Source organism: Roseovarius sp. D0-M9 (assembly GCF_037083805.1).
GTDB lineage: Bacteria > Pseudomonadota > Alphaproteobacteria > Rhodobacterales > Rhodobacteraceae > Roseovarius.
In genome coordinates this window covers 64,577-81,549 of the sequence record NZ_JBAPKZ010000009.1, presented here as the reverse complement: position 1 = coordinate 81,549, position 16,973 = coordinate 64,577, and the positions used below count along the sequence as shown (strand labels likewise).

Below are 16,973 nucleotides of genomic sequence, written 5' to 3'. Positions count from 1 at the left end.
CATCCGGCCTGCACCTAGGGGGAACGCATGATCGAGGCCAAACACCATTTGTCACAGGCGCGCGCCGCTCAGCCCTTGGCACGGAGCGCGTCCGATAACGGCGCAATCAGCGATCCGGGCATCAGCCTCGTCGAGGTCCGCAGAGCCCTCATGGTTCCCGATATGCCTTATGCCGTGAGTGCGGCAGGGAGGCAGCGATGATCCCCAACATTCTTTCCATCGCCGGGTCCGACCCCTCGGGCGGCGCGGGCATTCAGGCGGATATCAAGTCGATTTCGGCCAATGACGGCTATGCCATGGCCGCGATCACGGCACTGACCGCGCAAAACACCCAAGGTGTGCAGGCTGTCGAGATGATGACACCTAGCTTTGTTGCGTCGCAGATCGCGGCGATCCGCGATGACATCCGCATTGATGCGGTCAAGATCGGGATGCTGGGCAATGCCGACATCATCGGCGCGGTGGTGGCCGCGCTGGATGGGCTCGATGCGCCCGTAGTGCTCGACCCGGTGATGGTTGCCAAGGGGGGTGACCGATTGCTGGCCGCCGAGGCGGTCGAGGCGCTGCGCCGTCATCTGATCCCGCGTGCCAAGCTGATCACGCCGAACCTGCCCGAGGCGGCGGACCTCTTGGGCGTGGCCGAGGCGCGCACGAGGGAGGATATGCTGGCACAGGCTGAGCACCTTGCCGATCTGGGCGCACGCGCCGTGCTGCTGAAGGGCGGCCACCTGACCGGTGACGCCAGCCCCGACCTGCTGTTGCATCCGGGCGGCGCGGAGTGGCTGGAGGGCAGGCGCGTGGATAGCCGCAATACCCATGGCACCGGATGCACCCTGTCGGCGGCCATTGCCGCAGGGCTTGCCGCGGGCATGCCCCTCAGCGAGGCTGTGGCGCGCGGCAAGTCATATGTGACAGGCGCAATCGCTGCCGCCGATATGCTTGACGTGGGGCAGGGCCACGGGCCGACCCATCATTTTCATGCGCTGTGGGCATGACCGACCCATCGACACACAATCTGGTCGAGCGCCATTTTACCTCAGCGTCAGATCGGCACTGCGCCCGGCACCTTGATCGGAAATGAAGCGGATCGTGTCGCCCTGGATCCGCACGGCCTGGCAATTGGGGCCAAGCGGGTCGCCGCCCCAGTAGAGATCGCGGCAGAAATAGTCGCCTTGCCAGTTCCATTCGCCGGTGACCGGATAGCCAAAGGCGCGGCCCTTGATCTCGCCCGAGGGCGACACGGCAACAGAGATGCCAAGGCGGGTCATATCGCGCCCCGATGTGGCGGCGACAAAGTCATCGCGCGTCGTGATCTGCTCAAACGCCTGTGCGGTGACAGGCGCGCTGAAGATGCCCAGAGTCAGGGCAAGAACGGAGGTTATTGCAAGATGCATGGTAAACCCTCTCAATGAACTTTACCCTTTTTATACGCCGCAGATGGCTTTTTGGATCATTCAGCGGCCAGATACGCCGTCCGATAGAGGAGCCCTCATGCCCGCACTGCCCGAGTTCCGCCTGGAGACACATTTCGCCAGATGGGAGTTCACCGCCCGCCATCACCTGACGGCCTCTGACGCCGAGAGCGTGTCGCTGCCCGATCTGCTCGCAATGGCTAGCGAAGAGGATCGCACAGCCTTCGAGACGATGTGGCTGGGCTATACCGAGATGTGGGGTATGCCCGCCCTGAGGGCCGAGATCGCCGCGACCTACCTGCGGCAGACGGCCGAGGACGTGCTGTGCTTTGCAGGGGCGAGCGAGGGGATCTTTGCCGCTAACTCGGTGCTCTTGGGCAAGGATGATCACGCTATCGTGGTCACGCCCAATTACCAGTCGCACGAAACGCTGCCCCTGATGATCTGCGAGGCGACGGGTGTGCCGCTGGACCCGGATGACAACTGGTCGCTGGATGTGGACCGCATCAAGGCCGCGATACGGCCCAACACACGGCTCGTCACGATCAATTTTCCCCACAATCCCACTGGCGCGATCCTGCCGCTGGACCGCTACCGCGCGCTGATCGAGTTGTGCCGTCATCACGGCATCTGGATCCTGCACGACGAGATATTCAACGGGCTGGGGCCATCGGGCGCGCAGCATCTGCCCTTTGTCGCCGATGAATACGAGCGGGGGCTGTCCTTGGGCGTGATGTCCAAATCCTATGGGCTGCCCGGTCTGCGCATCGGCTGGATCGCATGTCAGGATCGCGAGGTGCTGGGCCGGATGGAACGGCTCAAGCACTACCTTTCGATCTGCAACGCCGGCCCGTCCGAGCATCTGGCGCTGATCGCGCTCAAGGCGCGGCACCAGCTCTTGGCGCGCAACAATGCGATCGTGGATGCGAACCTGCCGAAATGGGACGCATTCTTTGCCCGGCATCCGGACCTGTTCGAGTGGCGCAGGCCCGATGGCTCTTGCATGGGCTATCCGCGCTATCTGGGCCCTGAGGGTGTCGATGCCTTTGCCCGCCGGCTGGTGGAGGAGGCAGGCGTTCTGGTGCTGCCCTCGACGATCTACAGCTCGGATCTGGGCGAGACGCCAAGCGACAGGTTTCGCATCGGCTTTGGCCGCAGCGGCCTGGACGAGGGGCTGGCGGCGCTGGAGGCTTGGCTGGCATAACGCCGGATCTTCTGTGGGCGCCCGCGCGGCGCTGCATCCTCGCGTTGCACAAATTTCGAGCGCGGGAAGGCCGGGGTCACTGCCGAGGTCCCGTAGCCGGGATTTGCCAACTAAAACGGGCATTTTTCTGTGGCTTTTGCAAATGCGACCGTTATGGTTTTGACGGGCGGTGGCCTTGGTTTCCTTTGGAATGAAAGGCTGTCGCGTCCCCGGTGTCGGCTCTCCTGCCTCAATGACTTGAGGCGGTAAGGGATTCGAATTAACCAGCGAAAAGGGCCGGAAGGCTTTGAGCTGGTGCAAGCAGGGCCAACTAAAACAGGGCTATTCAAGTAGGGAACGCCAGAAACGTATGCGAAATGCGACTTACGGAACTGCGCTGATCCTGATGATCGGATGGATCTTGTGGATTGGTAAACCTGTTCTCCTTCCGGTTCTGGCGGCTGTCATCTCGGTCTACATTCTGTTGGCGGCAGCAGAAAGCATGCAGCAACTGCCTATCGTGGGCCGGTTGCCGGATTGGGCCAGACGTGCCCTCATCCTGCTCATTTTCGCCCTGATCGTGATCCTGTTGTTCGTTCTTGTGATCGACAATCTGGCACAGGTCGCCGCGGCGCTGCCCCGGTATGAATCCAATCTTGTGATGCTTGTGACGCGCAACGCGAGTCTCCTGGGGATCGAGGACGAGCCGACGTGGGCAAACATCCGGCGTGTCACGCTGGATCAGGTGGATTTCCGGTCGTGGATTGCTCCGGTGCTTTTGTCTCTGCGCGGTTTTGGCATCACGCTGTTCCTCGTCGTCCTCTACGCCAGCTTCTTCATCGCCGAGCGTGGTACGATGTCGCGCAAGGTGATCCTGGCCATGGGGGGCGAAGAGGCCGGTGGGCGCGCGATTTCCTTGCTGTCGCGGGTCAACGAGCGGATCGGGCAATATCTGTTCGTCAAGACTGTGCTAAACGTGATTCTTGGGGCGATGTCATTCGTCATCATGCTGCTGCTGGGGATTGAGTTCGCCCTTTTCTGGGCGGTGCTCATCGCGTTCCTGAACTATATCCCATACATCGGCTCGCTGATCGGCGTGATTTTTCCGGTCCTTCTTAGCCTTGCGCAATTCGGCACGCTGAACATGGCGGGGGCGGTTCTGGTGTCACTGACGGCGGCGCAGGTCTTTGTCGGCGCCTATCTCGAGCCGCGCATGATGGGGCGCGCGTTCAACCTCAGCCCGTTTGTCGTGCTGCTTGCCCTTGCGTTTTGGAGCACTCTTTGGGGGCTGCCGGGTGCGCTCTTGGCCGTTCCGCTGACAGCAAGCCTCGTGCTCGTGCTGGGTGAGATCCAGGCCGCGCGCCCCGTTGCCGTTCTGCTATCTGCGAGTGGCAAGGTGTGAGTGCTGCGTGGCTGCGTTTTCTGGCGGGCATTGCCTGAACTCTGCTTGGCTTTGTCAGAACCACAGTCAATCCTCGCCCAGCCCCAGCACGTCCAGCATGTCATAAGCGCCGGGCGTGCGCCCTTGCCCCCATAGCGCCGCCTTGAGCGCGCCGCGCGCAAAAACGGCGCGGTCGGTTGCCAGATGGCGCAGCACGATGCGCTCGCCCGCAGCGGCAAAGATCACATCATGCTCGCCCACCACGTCACCGCCCCGGATGGCGGAAAACCCGATGTGTCCCCGCTGGCGCGGCCCGGTGATGCCGTCGCGGCCCCGGTCTGACACGCGGTCCAGCGCGACGCCGCGTCCCGTCGCCGCCGCCTCGCCCAGCATGAGGGCGGTGCCCGAAGGCGCGTCGACCTTCTGGTTGTGATGCGCCTCGACGATCTCGATGTCGAAATCTTCGTCCAGCGCGCGGGCGACCTTTTCTGTCAGCATCGTCAGCAGGTTGACCCCAAGGCTCATGTTGCCTGCGCGCACCTGCACGCAGTGCCGCGCGGCGGGAACCAGCCCCTCGATCTCGTCATTTGTAAATCCGGTGGTGCCGATCACATGCACGGCGCGTGCCTGCGCGGCCAGCTTGGCAAAGGCCAGCGTCGCGGCCGGCGCGGTAAAGTCGATCACGGCCTGCGCAGGGGCGAACGCCTCGAGCGCGTCGTCGGTCACGGTGACGCCCATGGGCGCGCCGCCCATCGCCTCGCCTACATCCTGGCCGATCCACGCGTGCCCCTTGCGCTCGACAGCGCCGACCAGATGGGCGCGCCCGCTCTCGTTTATGGTGCGGATCAGCATCTGGCCCATCCGGCCCGATGCGCCCGTCACCGTGATCCCCGGCCCTTTTGTATTTGATCCTGCGCTCATGATCCTGCCTCTCGCTGTGTGGGTCCGTTGATAGCGCGGGCATCACCGCTTGGCAAAGGGCGCCATAGCGACTAAATGCAGGCACATGGCAAAGAACAAGTTTCATGATGGCGCAGGCCCCTCGCAACGACAGCTTCAGGTGGGCGAAAATGTGCGCCGCACATTGGCCGAGGTGTTGTCGCGCGGCGATATCCACGATCCGGATTTGGCGCGCATGTCGGTGACAGTGGGCGAGGTGCGTATGTCGCCCGACCTCAAGATCGCGACGGCCTATGTGATGCCACTGGGCGGGCAGGGCCAGGAAGAGCTTCCCGGCCTTCTGGCGCGCAACAAGGGCGAGCTGCGCCGCGTGATCGGCAAGAAGCTGGGACTGAAATTCGCGCCGGACCTGCGGTTTCGCCTCGATCCGACATTCGACCAGATGGACGAGACGCGGCGTCTGTTTTCGCAGGGCGATGTGCAGCGCGATCTGGATGATTAGGGCTGCGCTGGCGCTGGCCACGCTGGCGCTGCTGCCGGCCGTGGCACAGGCCGCCGACTGCCGGACCGAAGCGTTCGAGGACGTGCGTTATTCGATTTGCGAGGTCGATATGCGCAGCGCTGATCTGCGTGTGTTCCTGCAATCGCCGGATGGCGAGAACCTTGGCAGTTTCAGCCGCGTTGGCACCATGCTTGAGGCCGAGGGCGCGGCACTGGGTTTTGCGATGAACGCGGGGATGTATCACTCTGATCGGCGCCCTGTCGGCCTTTATGTCGAGAACGGTGAGCAGGCCGCAGGCCTCGTTGAGCGCGAGGGGCCGGGAAACTTTGGCCTGTTGCCCAACGGTGTTTTCTGCATCCGCGATGGCCGCGCCGACGTGGTCGAGACGCGGCGCTTTGCTGCCGAGGCGCCACAGTGCCGACATGCGACGCAATCGGGGCCGATGCTGGTGATCGACGGCGCGCTGCACCCGCGGTTTCTTCCGGAGAGCGACAGCCTCTATGTGCGCAACGGCGTCGGGACCAGTGCGGATGGCCGCCGCGCGGTCTTTGCAATTTCCGAAGCGCCGGTGAATTTTCACAGCTTTGCCCGGCTGTTTCGGGATCATCTCGACCTGCCGCAGGCGCTGTACTTCGATGGCAATATCTCGCGCCTCTATGCGCCCGAATTAAACCGCTCGGACATCGGTTTTCCCATGGGGCCGATCGTCGGGACCGTGCGCCGCCCGGCGCCGGCCGAGTAGGGACGCGGGTATTTCCTAGGCTTTTGGTCAATTCGGCTTAAGTTCGCTGATTGGCGGCCCTCTCCGGGGCCGCGCGTCAACCCGAGGATCGCCCGCGATGAGCGCCGAGACAACATTGAACGATGGCCCCGTTGGCCGCGCGCTTTGGTCCGTGAGCGCGCCGATGACCATTGGCATCCTCGGTGTGCTGAGTGTCGGGCTGGCCGATGCGTTCTTTCTTGCGCGCGACGGGGCCACGTCGCTGGCGGCCATCGGCTATGTCTTTCCGGTCATCACCGCGCTCACATCTCTTTCCATCGGCCTTTCAGCGGGCACGAACACAGTCATCAGCCAAGCCATCGGCCGCGGCGAGGACAAGCGGGATCGGCGCCGCATGACATTGCATGCGATGACGCTGGCGCTGGGTATATCCTGCGCGCTGTCGCTGCTTGTTCATCTCTTGGGGCCTTACCTTTTCGGCGCGATGGGGGCCGAGGACGAGGTGCTGGTGGCCATTCTGGGCTACATGCGCTTTTGGTGCATCAGCTTCCCATTTCTGGTGACCACCATGGCGCTGAACGCTGTATTCCGCGCAGGCGGGCGCAGCGGCGTGGCCGCGACGACCATGTTGCTACAAGCGCTTTTGAACATCGGTCTGGATCCGGTGCTGATCTTTGGTCTTGGTCCCATTCCCGCGTTCAGCATGGATGGCGCGGGCCTTGCCTCTCTCATTGCGCGGATGACATCCTTTGCCGGGCTCATGCTCTTTGCGTGGTACATCGGCGCCGTGCAGTTGAATTCGGCGCCATGGCAAGGGCTGATCACGTCCGTCCGGCGGATCGTGCGCGTTGGCGCTCCCGCTGCCATGTCGAATGCGATCAATCCCTTGGGCATGGGTATCGTCACCGCATTTGTCGCCACGCTTGGGGATACGGCTGTTGCGGGCTTTGGTGCCGCGACGCGGGTGCAGGGTGTGCTGGTCGTGCCCCTGCTGGCGCTGTCGGCGGGCATCGGGCCGGTCGTCGGGCAGGCCTGGGGAGCGGGCGACGCGGCGCGCGCGCAAAAGGGCCTGCGCATCTGCCATGCCGCCTGCGTGATTTTCGGCCTTGGCGTCGCGGTGCTGCTGCTGCTCGTTGCGGGGCCTCTGGCCATGCTCATCACTTCGGGAAGCGAGGCGCAGGCCTATACGGCGACATATCTGCGCATCGCCAGCTGGGGCTTTCTGGGCTTCGGCATTCTGATCACAGCGAATGCGGCGATGAACGCGCGCGATCGCGCCCTCTGGTCGATGAGCCTCAGCGGCTCGCGTATTTTCCTGCTCTATGTTCCGATGACGTGGGCGGGTGTCCAACTGGGCGGCTATATCGGCATGATTATCGGCGCGCTTGTTGCCAATCTCATCAGTGGCTGGATCGCGTTGATTGCCGTGCGCTCGGTCGGCCTTGGCGTCATCGGCTGGGCGCCGGTGCGTGTGCCTTCGCAGTGGCTCGCCAGATGGCTGGGCGCGCGCGGGATGCCCGCGCGCGATTGACAGCCCAGCGCCGGTGGGCTAGCCCGCGCGCTTCGAGGCAAAGAGGGCACGGCGCATGGCACGCAAACGCAAGGGACGCGATATTTCCGGCTGGCTGGTCGTCGACAAGCCTGCCGGCATCACCTCGACCTCTGTCGTCAATAAGGTGCGCTGGGCGCTTCAGGCCAAGAAGGCAGGCCACGCAGGCACGCTGGACCCGGAGGCAACAGGCGTTCTGGCCGTGGCGCTGGGCGAAGCGACCAAGACGGTGCCCTACATCACCGACGCGCTGAAGGCCTACAAGTTCGAAGTGCGCTTTGGCGCCGCCACCAACACCGACGATGCCGAGGGCGTGGTGATCGCGCAGAGCGATACGCGCCCCTCGGATGACGAGATCAAGGAAGCGTTGCACCAGTTCGCTGGCGACATCATGCAGGTGCCGCCCAAATTCTCAGCGGTCAAGATCGAGGGTCAGCGTGCCTACAAGCTGGCCCGCGATGGCGAGGATGTGACACTGGCCGCGCGGCCCCTTTTCGTGGATGAATTGCTGCTGGTGGATCGCCCCGATCCCGATACCGCCGTGCTGGAGATGGTCTGCGGCAAGGGGGGCTATGTGCGCGCCATCGCGCGCGATCTGGGCGCTGTGCTGGGCTGTCATGGCCATGTGGCGTGGCTGCGCCGCGTCTGGTCGGGCCCGTTCGAGGCCAAGGACGGCCTGACGCTGGAGCGCATAGACGAGCTGGCACATGACCCGGCCCTTGATGAGTATATTCAGCCGCTTGAGGTCGGGCTGACCGACCTGCCGGAGCTGCGCTGCACCCCCGAGGGCGCGGCCAAGCTGCGCAATGGCAATGCAGGCATGGTCTATGCGTCGGATGTGGAATACGGCGACGAATGCTGGGCATCGCTGGACGGGCGGGCCGTGGCTGTGGGCGTCTACAAGGCGGGTGAATTGCACCCCAGCCGCGTTTTCGTGGACCCGGCGTGATCACGCGCACGCATCTCAAGGGCGACGCCGCCTCGACGGCCATCTATTCCGAGTGCGAGCGCTACAGATACGCCCTGACGCGCATCTGGGACGATGCGGGCGGGCGCGTGCATTTCATAATGCTGAACCCTTCCACCGCCACCGAGGTCCAGAACGATCCCACGGTCGAGCGCTGCGAGAGGCGCGCCCGCACGCTGGGCTATGGGGCGTTTCGCGTCACCAACATCTTTGCCTGGCGGGACACCGATCCTCGCAAGATGCGCGCGGCGGATGATCCTGTCGGGCTTGCCAATGACGCCGCGATCCTTGAGGGATCCGCCTGGGCTGCCTGCAATGTCGCGGCCTGGGGCACGCATGGCGCCCATCTGAACCGGGGCCCAGAGGTTCTGAGCCTTTTGCGCGGCGCAGGGGTGGAGTTGCATCATCTGGGGCTGACCAAGCACGGGCATCCGCGCCATCCCCTCTACGTGGCCTATGCCCGACAGCCTGAACCCTGGGGCATTTCGCACAGGCGTTAACCACTTGCCTTGAATCTTGTGGGCACGGAAAGGCGCCGCACGCATAATGCCATCGGGAAAAGGGTGTTGTGCGATGCTTTTGCTTGCGGGTCTGTTGGGGATGGTGGCGCTTGGGGCGAGTGCCTTTGTCGGCGTGTCGGATGACGAGGGTGACGAGGGCCGCGCCGAGGTCGAGACACCTGACGACGAAGCCCAGGATCAGGCTGACATGGAAGCTGCTGATAGCCTCCTGACATACATTGGATTTGAATCCGCCGAACCCTCTGACAACGACACCTCAGCCGAGGACGGTGCGGATGATGCCACCCCGCCTGACGATGAACGCATCGCCATCGGCACCGCAGGGGACGACCTGATGGAGGGCACAGACGCGCGTGACGTCGCCAACGGCTACGAGGGCGCGGACCTGCTGTCAGGGGGCGCTGCTGCGGATCAGCTCCGGGGTGGGCCCGGCGATGATACGCTGACGGGCGATGCGGGCAACGATACGCTGCACGGTGATGCGGGGAACGACCTTATCGTGGGCGACGAGGGGGATGACCGCCTTTACGGCCACAGCGGTGCGGACGTGGTTTTCGGGCGTGATGGTGACGACAGTCTGGTCGGTGGCGCGGGCGATGACACGCTTGAGGGCGGCGAAGGCGATGACACGCTTCATGGCGGTCTGGGCAATGACCACTTGCGCGGGGGCTTGGGCCATGACGTTGTCTTTGGCGGATGGGGCGACGACACCATTTCGGGGCTTGTGGATGATCCCGATACCGATGGCTGGGACGACATCGATGTCATGGATTTCCTCAACGGCGGTGGCGGTGACGACATCATTACCGCAGGCGCAAGCGATATCGTGACGACGGGTGCGGGCGCGGATACCGTCATTCTGGGCAATTGGCTGAGCGCCGAACATCAGGCGGAAATTCTGGATTTCGAGCCGGATGAGGATACGATCATGGTGGTCTATGACGACACAAGCGGCGCCGAGCCAGAGGTGGATCTGGCCGAAGACGCCGAAGATGCGGGCATCATGCGCGTCACGCTGAACGGGGTGCCCATCGCTGCAGTCAACAACGCCTCAGGCCTGAATGCGGGACATATCACAGTGATTGGCACCAGCCTGCTTGAGGTGGGTCTGCGGCCCTAATCGCTCTGCGTGCCTGATGCAGCAGTGTCTTTTCAACGGCGCTCATTTGCCCTATAGGCCGCTAGATGCGTATGGCCCATGGCCTTGCGCCGATTCTCTATGGACCTTGCTGGACGACATCCCGGCTTGCGCCCGCCACCCTTGATACAAGGAGATACCGATGTCGATTACCGTCGAAGAAAAGCACCGCCTGATGAAGGAATTCGCAATCAAGGAAGGCGACACCGGTTCGCCCGAAGTCCAGGTTGCCATCCTCACCTCGCGCATCAGCACCCTGACCGAGCACTTCAAGACCCACAAGAAGGACAACCACGGTCGCCGTGGCCTTCTCAAGATGGTCGCACTGCGCCGCAAGCTGCTGGACTACACCAAGAAAAAGGACGAGGCCCGTTACCTCGACCTGATCAAGCGCCTCGGCATTCGCCGCTAAGCGCAAGCGAGATCCAGTCGCAGTCGGTCCTTTGGCCGCTGCAAACGTCTCTGAAACGTCCGCCAGGTTCTGGCGGACGTTTTTCGTTGCGCCGCCGCCCGTGTGCCGTGTTAGCCTCCAGATCGAGAGAGCAGGCTTTGACGCAACCCTTCTGGCGGAGGTGTCCATGGAAGATCATCCCATTCTCGAAACCGGCTTCAACGGTTTGTCGCGACCCATGCCATCGCTTCCTGCCGAATGGTACACCGACCCTGCCCATTTTGACCGGGAGTTGACGCAGATATGGGCGCGAAGCTGGGTCTATCTCTGCCGGGCGGATGCGCTTGACGGGCCACAGGCCTTTCGGACATTCGACGTCGCGGGGCAGCCGATCCTGATCCTGTGCGATCAGTCGGGGGCGCTGCGCGGATTTTTCAACACCTGCAGGCACCGCGGCTCGATCCTGTGCCAAGAGGCGTCAGGCACGTTCAAAAAACCGCTGATAACCTGCCCGTATCACCAATGGGCATATGATCTGACCGGGCGCTTGCGCGCGACCGGAGCGATGCGCCCTGTCCAAGGCTTTGATCGCGGCGAGCATCCGCTGCTGCCGATCTCGGTTGCCGAATGGGGCGGCTTCGTCTTTGCCTGTCTGGATGCGCAAGCCGATGAATTCGATGTGCCCGGCGGCGAAGAGGCGGCACTGGTCGCCAACTGGCCGCTCGCCGATCTGAAGGTCGGGCACAGCTATACCAAACGGCTGGCCTGCAATTGGAAGGTCTTTTGGGAGAACTATAACGAGTGTCTGCATTGCCCCAACATTCATCCGGAGCTGTCGTCGCTCGTGCCGATCTATGGCCGTGCCATAATGGCCCGCGAAGATGACCCGGAATGGGCCGATCACGCCGAAGACGCGTCACCGCACCGGGCCGGAACATTGAGGGCGGGCGCGCAATCTTGGTCGATGGATGGTATGGCGCAGGGACGCCTGCCCGGCCTGACCGAGGATGATCTGGCCGCAGGTCAGCGATATGTCACCTCCGTGCCGTCGGTCTTCATCGCACATCACGCTGATTACGTGCGCTCGGTCCGGATTACGCCCCTTTCGGCGCAGGAGACGGAGCTGTCGGTTGATTGGCTCTTTGATGCAGAGCAATTGGCTGATCCAGATTTCGACATAGCGCGGATCGTCGATTTCGGCATCCTTGTGATGGAGCAGGATGGCCACGCGTGCGAATTGAATCAGGCCGGGCTGAGATCTGCTCCGTTTCGGCACGGCATGTTGATGCAGGAGGAATACGAGGTCTTCCTCTTTCAGGACTGGGTGCGCGCGCAACTGGGCGAGCCGACACTGGCATAGCGCGCACTGGGAACGGTGCGCCTGAGGTGGGACAGCTTTGCTGCAATGTCGCATTCTCTTTCAAAACCGATCCAATTCGTGTATGGGCCAGCCATCTGAGACTGCGTGCCACGGCCTCGGCACCTGGAAGACATGATGATTGGGGTCGGCGGCAATGGGGCCGCCATTGAAAAAGGGAGGACCGGGCAGGGGCCCGCTGTGCCTCCAGATAGGAAACGACAGATGTTCAATGAAGTGAAAAAATCAATCCAGTGGGGCGAGGAAACGCTGACACTGGAAACGGGCAAGGTTGCCCGTCAGGCCGATGGTTCGGTCATCGCCACTCTGGGCGAAACCTCTGTGATGGCCAACGTCACGTTTGCGAAATCGCCCAAGCCGGGCATGGATTTCTTTCCGCTGACGGTCCATTATCAGGAAAAATATTACGCGGCGGGCAAAGTGCCCGGTGGCTTCTTCAAGCGCGAGGCGCGCCCGAGCGAGAAAGAGACGCTGACAGCGCGTCTGATCGACCGCCCCATCCGCCCGCTTTTCGTCCCCGGTTTCAAGAATGAGACGCTGGTGATGTGCACCGTGCTCAGCCACGATCTGGTCAACGATCCCGATATGGTCGCGATGATTGCGGCATCGGCTGCGCTGACGATTTCGGGCGCGCCTTTCCGTGGCCCGATCGCGGCCTGCCGCGTCGGATATGAGGGTGGCGATTACATCCTGAACCCGACCGTCGACGACATGCAGGACCTCAAGAACAATCCCGATCAGCGTCTCGATCTGGTTGTCGCCGGCACCAAAGACGCCGTGATGATGGTCGAGTCCGAGGCATATGAGCTGACCGAAGAGGAAATGCTGGGGGCCGTGAATTTTGCGCATGAGCAGATCCAGCCGGTCATCGACCTGATCATCGACCTGGCCGAAGCGTCGGCGAAAGAACCGTTCGATTTCCAGCCTGCCGATTACTCGGAGCTTTATGCGGCTGTGAAAGCAGCGGGCGAGGACAAGATCCGCGCGGCCTATGCGATCACCGACAAGCAAGAGCGCACAACCGCCGTCTCGGACGCCAAGGAGGCCATCAAGGCCGCTCTGACCGAAGAGCAGCTGGAGGACGCAAATCTGGGCTCGGCACTCAAGAAGCTGGAAGCGGCTGTCCTGCGCGGCGACGTGGTCAAGACCGGCAAGCGGATCGACGGCCGTGCCCTCGACACCGTGCGCCCGATTGTCTGCCAGACGGGCCTTTTGCCCCGCACCCATGGCTCGGCGCTCTTCACGCGCGGCGAGACTCAAGGCTTGGTCGTGACCACGCTGGGCACTGGCGATGACGAGCAATTCGTCGATGCGCTGCATGGCAATTTCAAATCCAACTTCCTGCTGCACTACAACTTCCCGCCCTATTCGGTTGGCGAAGCTGGACGTGTGGGCCCTCCGGGTCGCCGCGAAATCGGCCACGGCAAACTCGCCTGGCGCGCGCTTCAGGCGGTCTTGCCCGCCGCGACGGATTTCCCTTACACGATCCGTCTGGTCAGTGAGATTACCGAGTCCAACGGCTCGTCCTCGATGGCGTCAGTCTGCGGTGGCTCGCTGTCGATGATGGATGCGGGTGTTCCGTTGAAAACCGCCGTGGCCGGTGTCGCGATGGGCCTCATCCTCGAAGAGGATGGCTCTTACGCGGTTCTGACCGATATCTTGGGCGACGAGGATCACCTCGGCGACATGGATTTCAAGGTTGCAGGCACCAAGGATGGCATCACCTCGCTGCAAATGGATATCAAGATCGCGGGCATCACGCCTGAGATCATGCAAAAGGCACTGGCGCAGGCCAAAGACGGCCGGATGCATATCCTGGGCGAGATGAGCAAGGCCATCACCGGCGCGCAGGAATTCTCGGTTCACGCGCCGCGCATCGAGACGATGCAGATCCCGACCGACAAGATCCGGGAAGTCATCGGTTCGGGTGGCAAGGTCATCCGCGAAATCGTCGAAGTGTCGGGTGCCAAGGTCGACATCAACGACGAGGGCATCATCAAGATCGCGTCGCCCAATGGCGAAGCCATCAAGAAAGCCCATGATCTGATCTGGTCGATCGTGGCCGAGCCCGAAGAGGGCCAAGTCTATGACGGCAAGGTCGTCAAGATCGTCGATTTCGGTGCCTTCGTGAACTTCTTTGGCAAGCGTGACGGTCTGGTCCATGTCTCCCAGATCGAGAACCGCCGCCTGAACCATCCGTCCGACGTGCTGAAGGAAGGCCAGGACGTGAAGGTCAAGCTGCTGGGCTTTGACGATCGCGGCAAGGTGCGCCTGTCGATGAAGGTCGTCGATCAGGAGACCGGCGAAGAGATCACGGAAGAAAAAGCCGAAGGTTGATCGGCTGTTCTGACTAATTGAAAAGGCCCCGGTGCAAGCGCCGGGGCCTTTTTTGTTTGGCGGGGTCGTGGGCGCCGCCGATACCAGATTGCCAAGCCTTGCCCGCGCATGGCGCCGCAAGCCTTCGCCCCGGTGTCAAATCGTCGCTTCGGGAAGAGAGGAGGCAAAGCTTCCCTCAATGTCCTTGCACTGGTCCGGATCGGGCTCTGCGAACATGCTTTCTTTCAGGCATAGGCGGCCCGAGAAACGCCCCGAGACCTCTCCACCGGCGTCGGTGTCTTCGAAGCTTTCGACAGTGACCAGATCATCGTCCGGCAAGGAGGTCCAAATCCGCTTCATACCTTCGGGGGCGTAGATGACTTCCTGCTCGAACGTGTCCAAAGAGCCGGGCGTCAGGGTGAATGTGATCTGAATGGTTTGCTTCATCGAAATCTGGCCGGGTGAAAACCCCATTACACTGACACTCTGCATTGGGCCAAAGAAGCGCAGCGACGTGTTGTAATCCGTGCCGTCCGCATCCGGGGCAAGCGCGCGCCATTCAAACGCCTCGCCATCGATTGTCGCGAAAATTTCGCCGATCTTTTCCTCGGCTGCGACCGAGGTCGCGCCACCTATCAGCGCCGCAGCAATCAGCGCGGTAGTCCTGCCACTTGTTCCAAAGTTAATAAAATATCCCTCCTTCACTATTTTTCGGATTTATATCAAGCAGTTGAATACTGAGGCAAACCCGCATGATGATGCACGAACTATCCGCGCACGGCCTTGTTTGCACTGCGCATGCCTCGCGCCGCGGTCCGCTAAACCGGCAGCGCCGTGGTGTTGCACACCGTCCTGAGCGCGAAGCTCGACTGCATCTTGGCCACGCCCGGCAACCGGGTCAGATACTGCCGGTGGATCCGCGCGAAATCCTCGGTGCTTTCGGCCACGATCTTGAGGATGTAGTCAGCGGTTCCTGCGGTCAGGTGACACTCCAGCACGTCGGGCACGCGGGCGACGGCCTTTTCAAACGCCTCCAGCACGTTGTCGGCCTGCGCGGATAATGTGATCTCGACAAAGACCGTGGCTGAAACGCCCATCTTTTGCGGATCGAGGAGGGCGACATAGCCCTTGATATACCCCTCGCTTTCCATCCGTTGAACGCGGCGATGGCAGGCGCTGGCCGAGAGGTTGACCGTCTCGGCAAGGTCCGCATTCGAGATGCGGCCCTGACGCTGGAGCACGGCCAACAGGCGACGATCGAGTGAGTCGAGGGACATGGCAGCAAATCCTTTCACAGATTAGTTCAATCTATCGAAGATCCTTGCGGGGAAAAGGGGTTTGACGCGTAAAATTGCGCACCCTTTGCGCGATATCTGGCGCATGTGTCAGCCCTATCAACTGAGGAGGACCAGTCATGAAAATCGGATGCCCGACAGAAATCAAACCGCAGGAATTCCGCGTGGGTGTCACACCCAACGCCGCGCTGGAGGCCGTTTCGCACGGGCATGAGGTGCTGATCCAATCGGGCGCCGGTATCGGCGCGGGCTTTGCCGATGAGGATTACATTGCAGCGGGCGCTCGGATCATCGGCACTGCCAAGGAGGTGTTTGAAACCTCCGACATGATCGTCAAGGTCAAGGAGCCGCAGTCCGGCGAGCGCAAGATGCTGCGCGAGGGCCAGTTGCTGTTCACCTATCTGCACCTTGCGCCCGATCCTGCCCAGACGCATGACCTGATCGCCTCCGGCTGCACGGCCATCGCTTATGAGACAGTAACGGATCGTAATGGCGGTCTGCCGCTCCTCGCGCCGATGTCCGAGGTTGCGGGTCGCCTTGCGCCACAGGTGGGCGCCTATACGCTGCAAAAGGCCAATGGCGGGCGCGGTGTGCTGATGGGCGGCGTGCCCGGCGTCGGCCCGGCCAAGGTGCTGGTGCTGGGCGGCGGTGTCGTGGGCACACATGCCGCACGCATCGCCGCGGGTATGGGCGCGGATGTGACCGTGCTCGACCGCTCGCTCGTGCGTCTTCGGTATCTGGATGACGTCTTTGGCGACACGTTCAACACCGGCTATTCCTCGGCCGGGCTGGTCGAGGAATACCTCGCGCAGGTCGATATGGTCATCGGCGCGGTCCTGATCCCCGGCGCCGCCGCGCCCAAGCTGGTCACGCGCGCCCAGTTCGCCGACATGAAGCCGGGCGCGGTTCTGGTTGATGTGGCCATCGACCAGGGCGGCTGCTTTGAGACATCCAAGGCGACCACTCATGCCGATCCGATCTATGAGGTCGACGGTATCATGCATTACTGCGTTGCCAACATGCCGGGCGCGGTTGCGCGCACTTCCACGATCGCGCTGGGCAATGCCACCATGCCCTTCATGCTGGCCCTTGCCGACAAGGGCTGGAAAAAGGCGTGCGCTGATGATGCGCATCTGCTTGCCGGTCTCAACGTGCATGCGGGTCAGTTGACCTACAAGGCGGTTGGCGAAGCATTGGGGATTGATTGGGTGCATCCCGAGTCATTGCTGTAATCTGGCCGGGCCGTCCCAGATCGGGGCGGCCCTTTGCCAAAATGGCTTGAGGCGTTTGGGCGGGGCGGCTAGACCCATGCTCAAAGG

General features: G+C 62.4%; 18 protein-coding genes. 14 read left to right on the top strand and 4 right to left on the bottom strand.

Going from position 1 to position 16,973, the window contains the following annotated elements:
* Positions 1-27 precede the first annotated feature (27 nt).
* Both V8352_RS08185 and thiD read left to right on the top strand, forming a co-directional pair.
* Positions 28-201, top strand: coding sequence for a hypothetical protein (locus V8352_RS08185; RefSeq protein ID WP_336423784.1), 174 nt, complete (start codon positions 28-30; stop codon positions 199-201).
* On the top strand, positions 198-995 hold the full coding sequence (gene thiD, locus V8352_RS08180) for a bifunctional hydroxymethylpyrimidine kinase/phosphomethylpyrimidine kinase (protein WP_336423783.1): 798 nt from the start codon (positions 198-200) through the stop codon (positions 993-995). The genes V8352_RS08185 and thiD overlap by 4 nt, the downstream gene beginning before the upstream one ends.
* 36 nt (positions 996-1,031) lie before the next feature.
* Here the strand turns inward: thiD and V8352_RS08175 are convergent, their stop codons facing one another.
* On the bottom strand, positions 1,032-1,394 hold the full coding sequence (locus V8352_RS08175; protein WP_336423782.1) for a dihydrodipicolinate reductase: 363 nt from the start codon (positions 1,392-1,394) through the stop codon (positions 1,032-1,034).
* Positions 1,395-1,491: 97 nt separating this feature from the next.
* Between V8352_RS08175 and V8352_RS08170 the strand changes: the two genes are divergently transcribed.
* Positions 1,492-2,616, top strand: coding sequence for a pyridoxal phosphate-dependent aminotransferase (locus V8352_RS08170; RefSeq protein ID WP_336423781.1), 1,125 nt, complete (start codon positions 1,492-1,494; stop codon positions 2,614-2,616).
* A gap of 349 nt (positions 2,617-2,965) precedes the next feature.
* On the top strand, positions 2,966-3,997 hold the full coding sequence (locus V8352_RS08165) for an AI-2E family transporter (RefSeq protein ID WP_336423780.1): 1,032 nt from the start codon (positions 2,966-2,968) through the stop codon (positions 3,995-3,997).
* Positions 3,998-4,063: 66 nt separating this feature from the next.
* On the opposite strand, the gene dapB is transcribed toward V8352_RS08165, so the two are convergent.
* Positions 4,064-4,897, bottom strand: coding sequence for a 4-hydroxy-tetrahydrodipicolinate reductase (gene dapB, locus V8352_RS08160; RefSeq protein WP_336423779.1), 834 nt, complete (start codon positions 4,895-4,897; stop codon positions 4,064-4,066).
* 85 nt (positions 4,898-4,982) lie between these two features.
* Between dapB and rbfA the strand changes: the two genes are divergently transcribed.
* The 9 genes from rbfA to pnp all read left to right on the top strand — a co-directional run bounded on the left by rbfA (position 4,983) and on the right by pnp (position 14,380).
* Complete coding sequence (gene rbfA / locus V8352_RS08155) at positions 4,983-5,378, top strand: 30S ribosome-binding factor RbfA (protein ID WP_336423778.1); 396 nt, start codon at positions 4,983-4,985, stop codon at positions 5,376-5,378.
* Entirely contained in the window at positions 5,371-6,120 is a 750-nt protein-coding gene (locus V8352_RS08150; RefSeq protein ID WP_336423777.1) for a phosphodiester glycosidase family protein, read from the top strand. The genes rbfA and V8352_RS08150 overlap by 8 nt, the downstream gene beginning before the upstream one ends.
* Before the next feature lie 97 nt (positions 6,121-6,217).
* Positions 6,218-7,630, top strand: a complete 1,413-nt coding sequence (locus V8352_RS08145; RefSeq protein WP_336423776.1) for an MATE family efflux transporter — start codon at positions 6,218-6,220, stop codon at positions 7,628-7,630.
* A gap of 55 nt (positions 7,631-7,685) precedes the next feature.
* A complete protein-coding gene (gene truB / locus V8352_RS08140; RefSeq protein WP_336423775.1) occupies positions 7,686-8,597 on the top strand; it encodes a tRNA pseudouridine(55) synthase TruB in 912 nt (303 codons plus the stop codon).
* Positions 8,594-9,115, top strand: a complete 522-nt coding sequence (locus V8352_RS08135) for a DUF1643 domain-containing protein (protein ID WP_336423774.1) — start codon at positions 8,594-8,596, stop codon at positions 9,113-9,115. The genes truB and V8352_RS08135 overlap by 4 nt, the downstream gene beginning before the upstream one ends.
* A gap of 73 nt (positions 9,116-9,188) precedes the next feature.
* Complete coding sequence (locus V8352_RS08130) at positions 9,189-10,256, top strand: calcium-binding protein (RefSeq protein ID WP_336423773.1); 1,068 nt, start codon at positions 9,189-9,191, stop codon at positions 10,254-10,256.
* Between the two features lie 160 nt (positions 10,257-10,416).
* The gene (gene rpsO, locus V8352_RS08125) at positions 10,417-10,686 is read left to right on the top strand and encodes a 30S ribosomal protein S15 (RefSeq protein ID WP_336423772.1); all 270 of its coding nucleotides are present in this window, start codon (positions 10,417-10,419) and stop codon (positions 10,684-10,686) included.
* A gap of 166 nt (positions 10,687-10,852) precedes the next feature.
* A complete protein-coding gene (locus tag V8352_RS08120) occupies positions 10,853-12,025 on the top strand; it encodes an aromatic ring-hydroxylating oxygenase subunit alpha (RefSeq protein WP_336423771.1) in 1,173 nt (390 codons plus the stop codon).
* A gap of 222 nt (positions 12,026-12,247) precedes the next feature.
* Complete coding sequence (pnp, locus tag V8352_RS08115) at positions 12,248-14,380, top strand: polyribonucleotide nucleotidyltransferase (RefSeq protein WP_336423770.1); 2,133 nt, start codon at positions 12,248-12,250, stop codon at positions 14,378-14,380.
* 135 nt (positions 14,381-14,515) lie between these two features.
* Here pnp and V8352_RS08110 read toward each other — a convergent pair whose 3' ends face one another.
* Positions 14,516-15,064, bottom strand: a complete 549-nt coding sequence (locus V8352_RS08110) for a hypothetical protein (protein ID WP_336423769.1) — start codon at positions 15,062-15,064, stop codon at positions 14,516-14,518.
* A gap of 113 nt (positions 15,065-15,177) precedes the next feature.
* Positions 15,178-15,636 (bottom strand): Lrp/AsnC family transcriptional regulator, encoded by a 459-nt coding sequence (locus tag V8352_RS08105; RefSeq protein ID WP_336423768.1) that lies wholly within the window; start codon positions 15,634-15,636, stop codon positions 15,178-15,180.
* Between the two features lie 137 nt (positions 15,637-15,773).
* Here V8352_RS08105 and ald point away from each other — a divergent pair, with 137 nt between their 5' ends.
* Complete coding sequence (gene ald, locus V8352_RS08100) at positions 15,774-16,886, top strand: alanine dehydrogenase (protein WP_336423767.1); 1,113 nt, start codon at positions 15,774-15,776, stop codon at positions 16,884-16,886.
* The last annotated feature ends 87 nt before the right edge of the window (positions 16,887-16,973 follow it).

Bases quoted from the DNA above. Each gene is read 5' to 3' on its own strand.
- rbfA (WP_336423778.1), top strand. From the start codon at position 4,983: ATGGCAAAGAACAAGTTTCATGATGGCGCAGGCCCCTCGCAACGACAG.
- pnp (WP_336423770.1), top strand. From the start codon at position 12,248: ATGTTCAATGAAGTGAAAAAATCAATCCAGTGGGGCGAGGAAACGCTG.
- V8352_RS08185 (WP_336423784.1), top strand. From the start codon at position 28: ATGATCGAGGCCAAACACCATTTGTCACAGGCGCGCGCCGCTCAGCCC.
- V8352_RS08165 (WP_336423780.1), top strand. From the start codon at position 2,966: ATGCGAAATGCGACTTACGGAACTGCGCTGATCCTGATGATCGGATGG.
- thiD (WP_336423783.1), top strand. From the start codon at position 198: ATGATCCCCAACATTCTTTCCATCGCCGGGTCCGACCCCTCGGGCGGC.
- V8352_RS08175 (WP_336423782.1), bottom strand. From the start codon at position 1,394: ATGCATCTTGCAATAACCTCCGTTCTTGCCCTGACTCTGGGCATCTTC.
- V8352_RS08170 (WP_336423781.1), top strand. From the start codon at position 1,492: ATGCCCGCACTGCCCGAGTTCCGCCTGGAGACACATTTCGCCAGATGG.
- V8352_RS08105 (WP_336423768.1), bottom strand. From the start codon at position 15,636: ATGTCCCTCGACTCACTCGATCGTCGCCTGTTGGCCGTGCTCCAGCGT.
- V8352_RS08130 (WP_336423773.1), top strand. From the start codon at position 9,189: ATGCTTTTGCTTGCGGGTCTGTTGGGGATGGTGGCGCTTGGGGCGAGT.
- dapB (WP_336423779.1), bottom strand. From the start codon at position 4,897: ATGAGCGCAGGATCAAATACAAAAGGGCCGGGGATCACGGTGACGGGC.
- rpsO (WP_336423772.1), top strand. From the start codon at position 10,417: ATGTCGATTACCGTCGAAGAAAAGCACCGCCTGATGAAGGAATTCGCA.
- truB (WP_336423775.1), top strand. From the start codon at position 7,686: ATGGCACGCAAACGCAAGGGACGCGATATTTCCGGCTGGCTGGTCGTC.
- V8352_RS08120 (WP_336423771.1), top strand. From the start codon at position 10,853: ATGGAAGATCATCCCATTCTCGAAACCGGCTTCAACGGTTTGTCGCGA.
- V8352_RS08150 (WP_336423777.1), top strand. From the start codon at position 5,371: ATGATTAGGGCTGCGCTGGCGCTGGCCACGCTGGCGCTGCTGCCGGCC.
- ald (WP_336423767.1), top strand. From the start codon at position 15,774: ATGAAAATCGGATGCCCGACAGAAATCAAACCGCAGGAATTCCGCGTG.
- V8352_RS08145 (WP_336423776.1), top strand. From the start codon at position 6,218: ATGAGCGCCGAGACAACATTGAACGATGGCCCCGTTGGCCGCGCGCTT.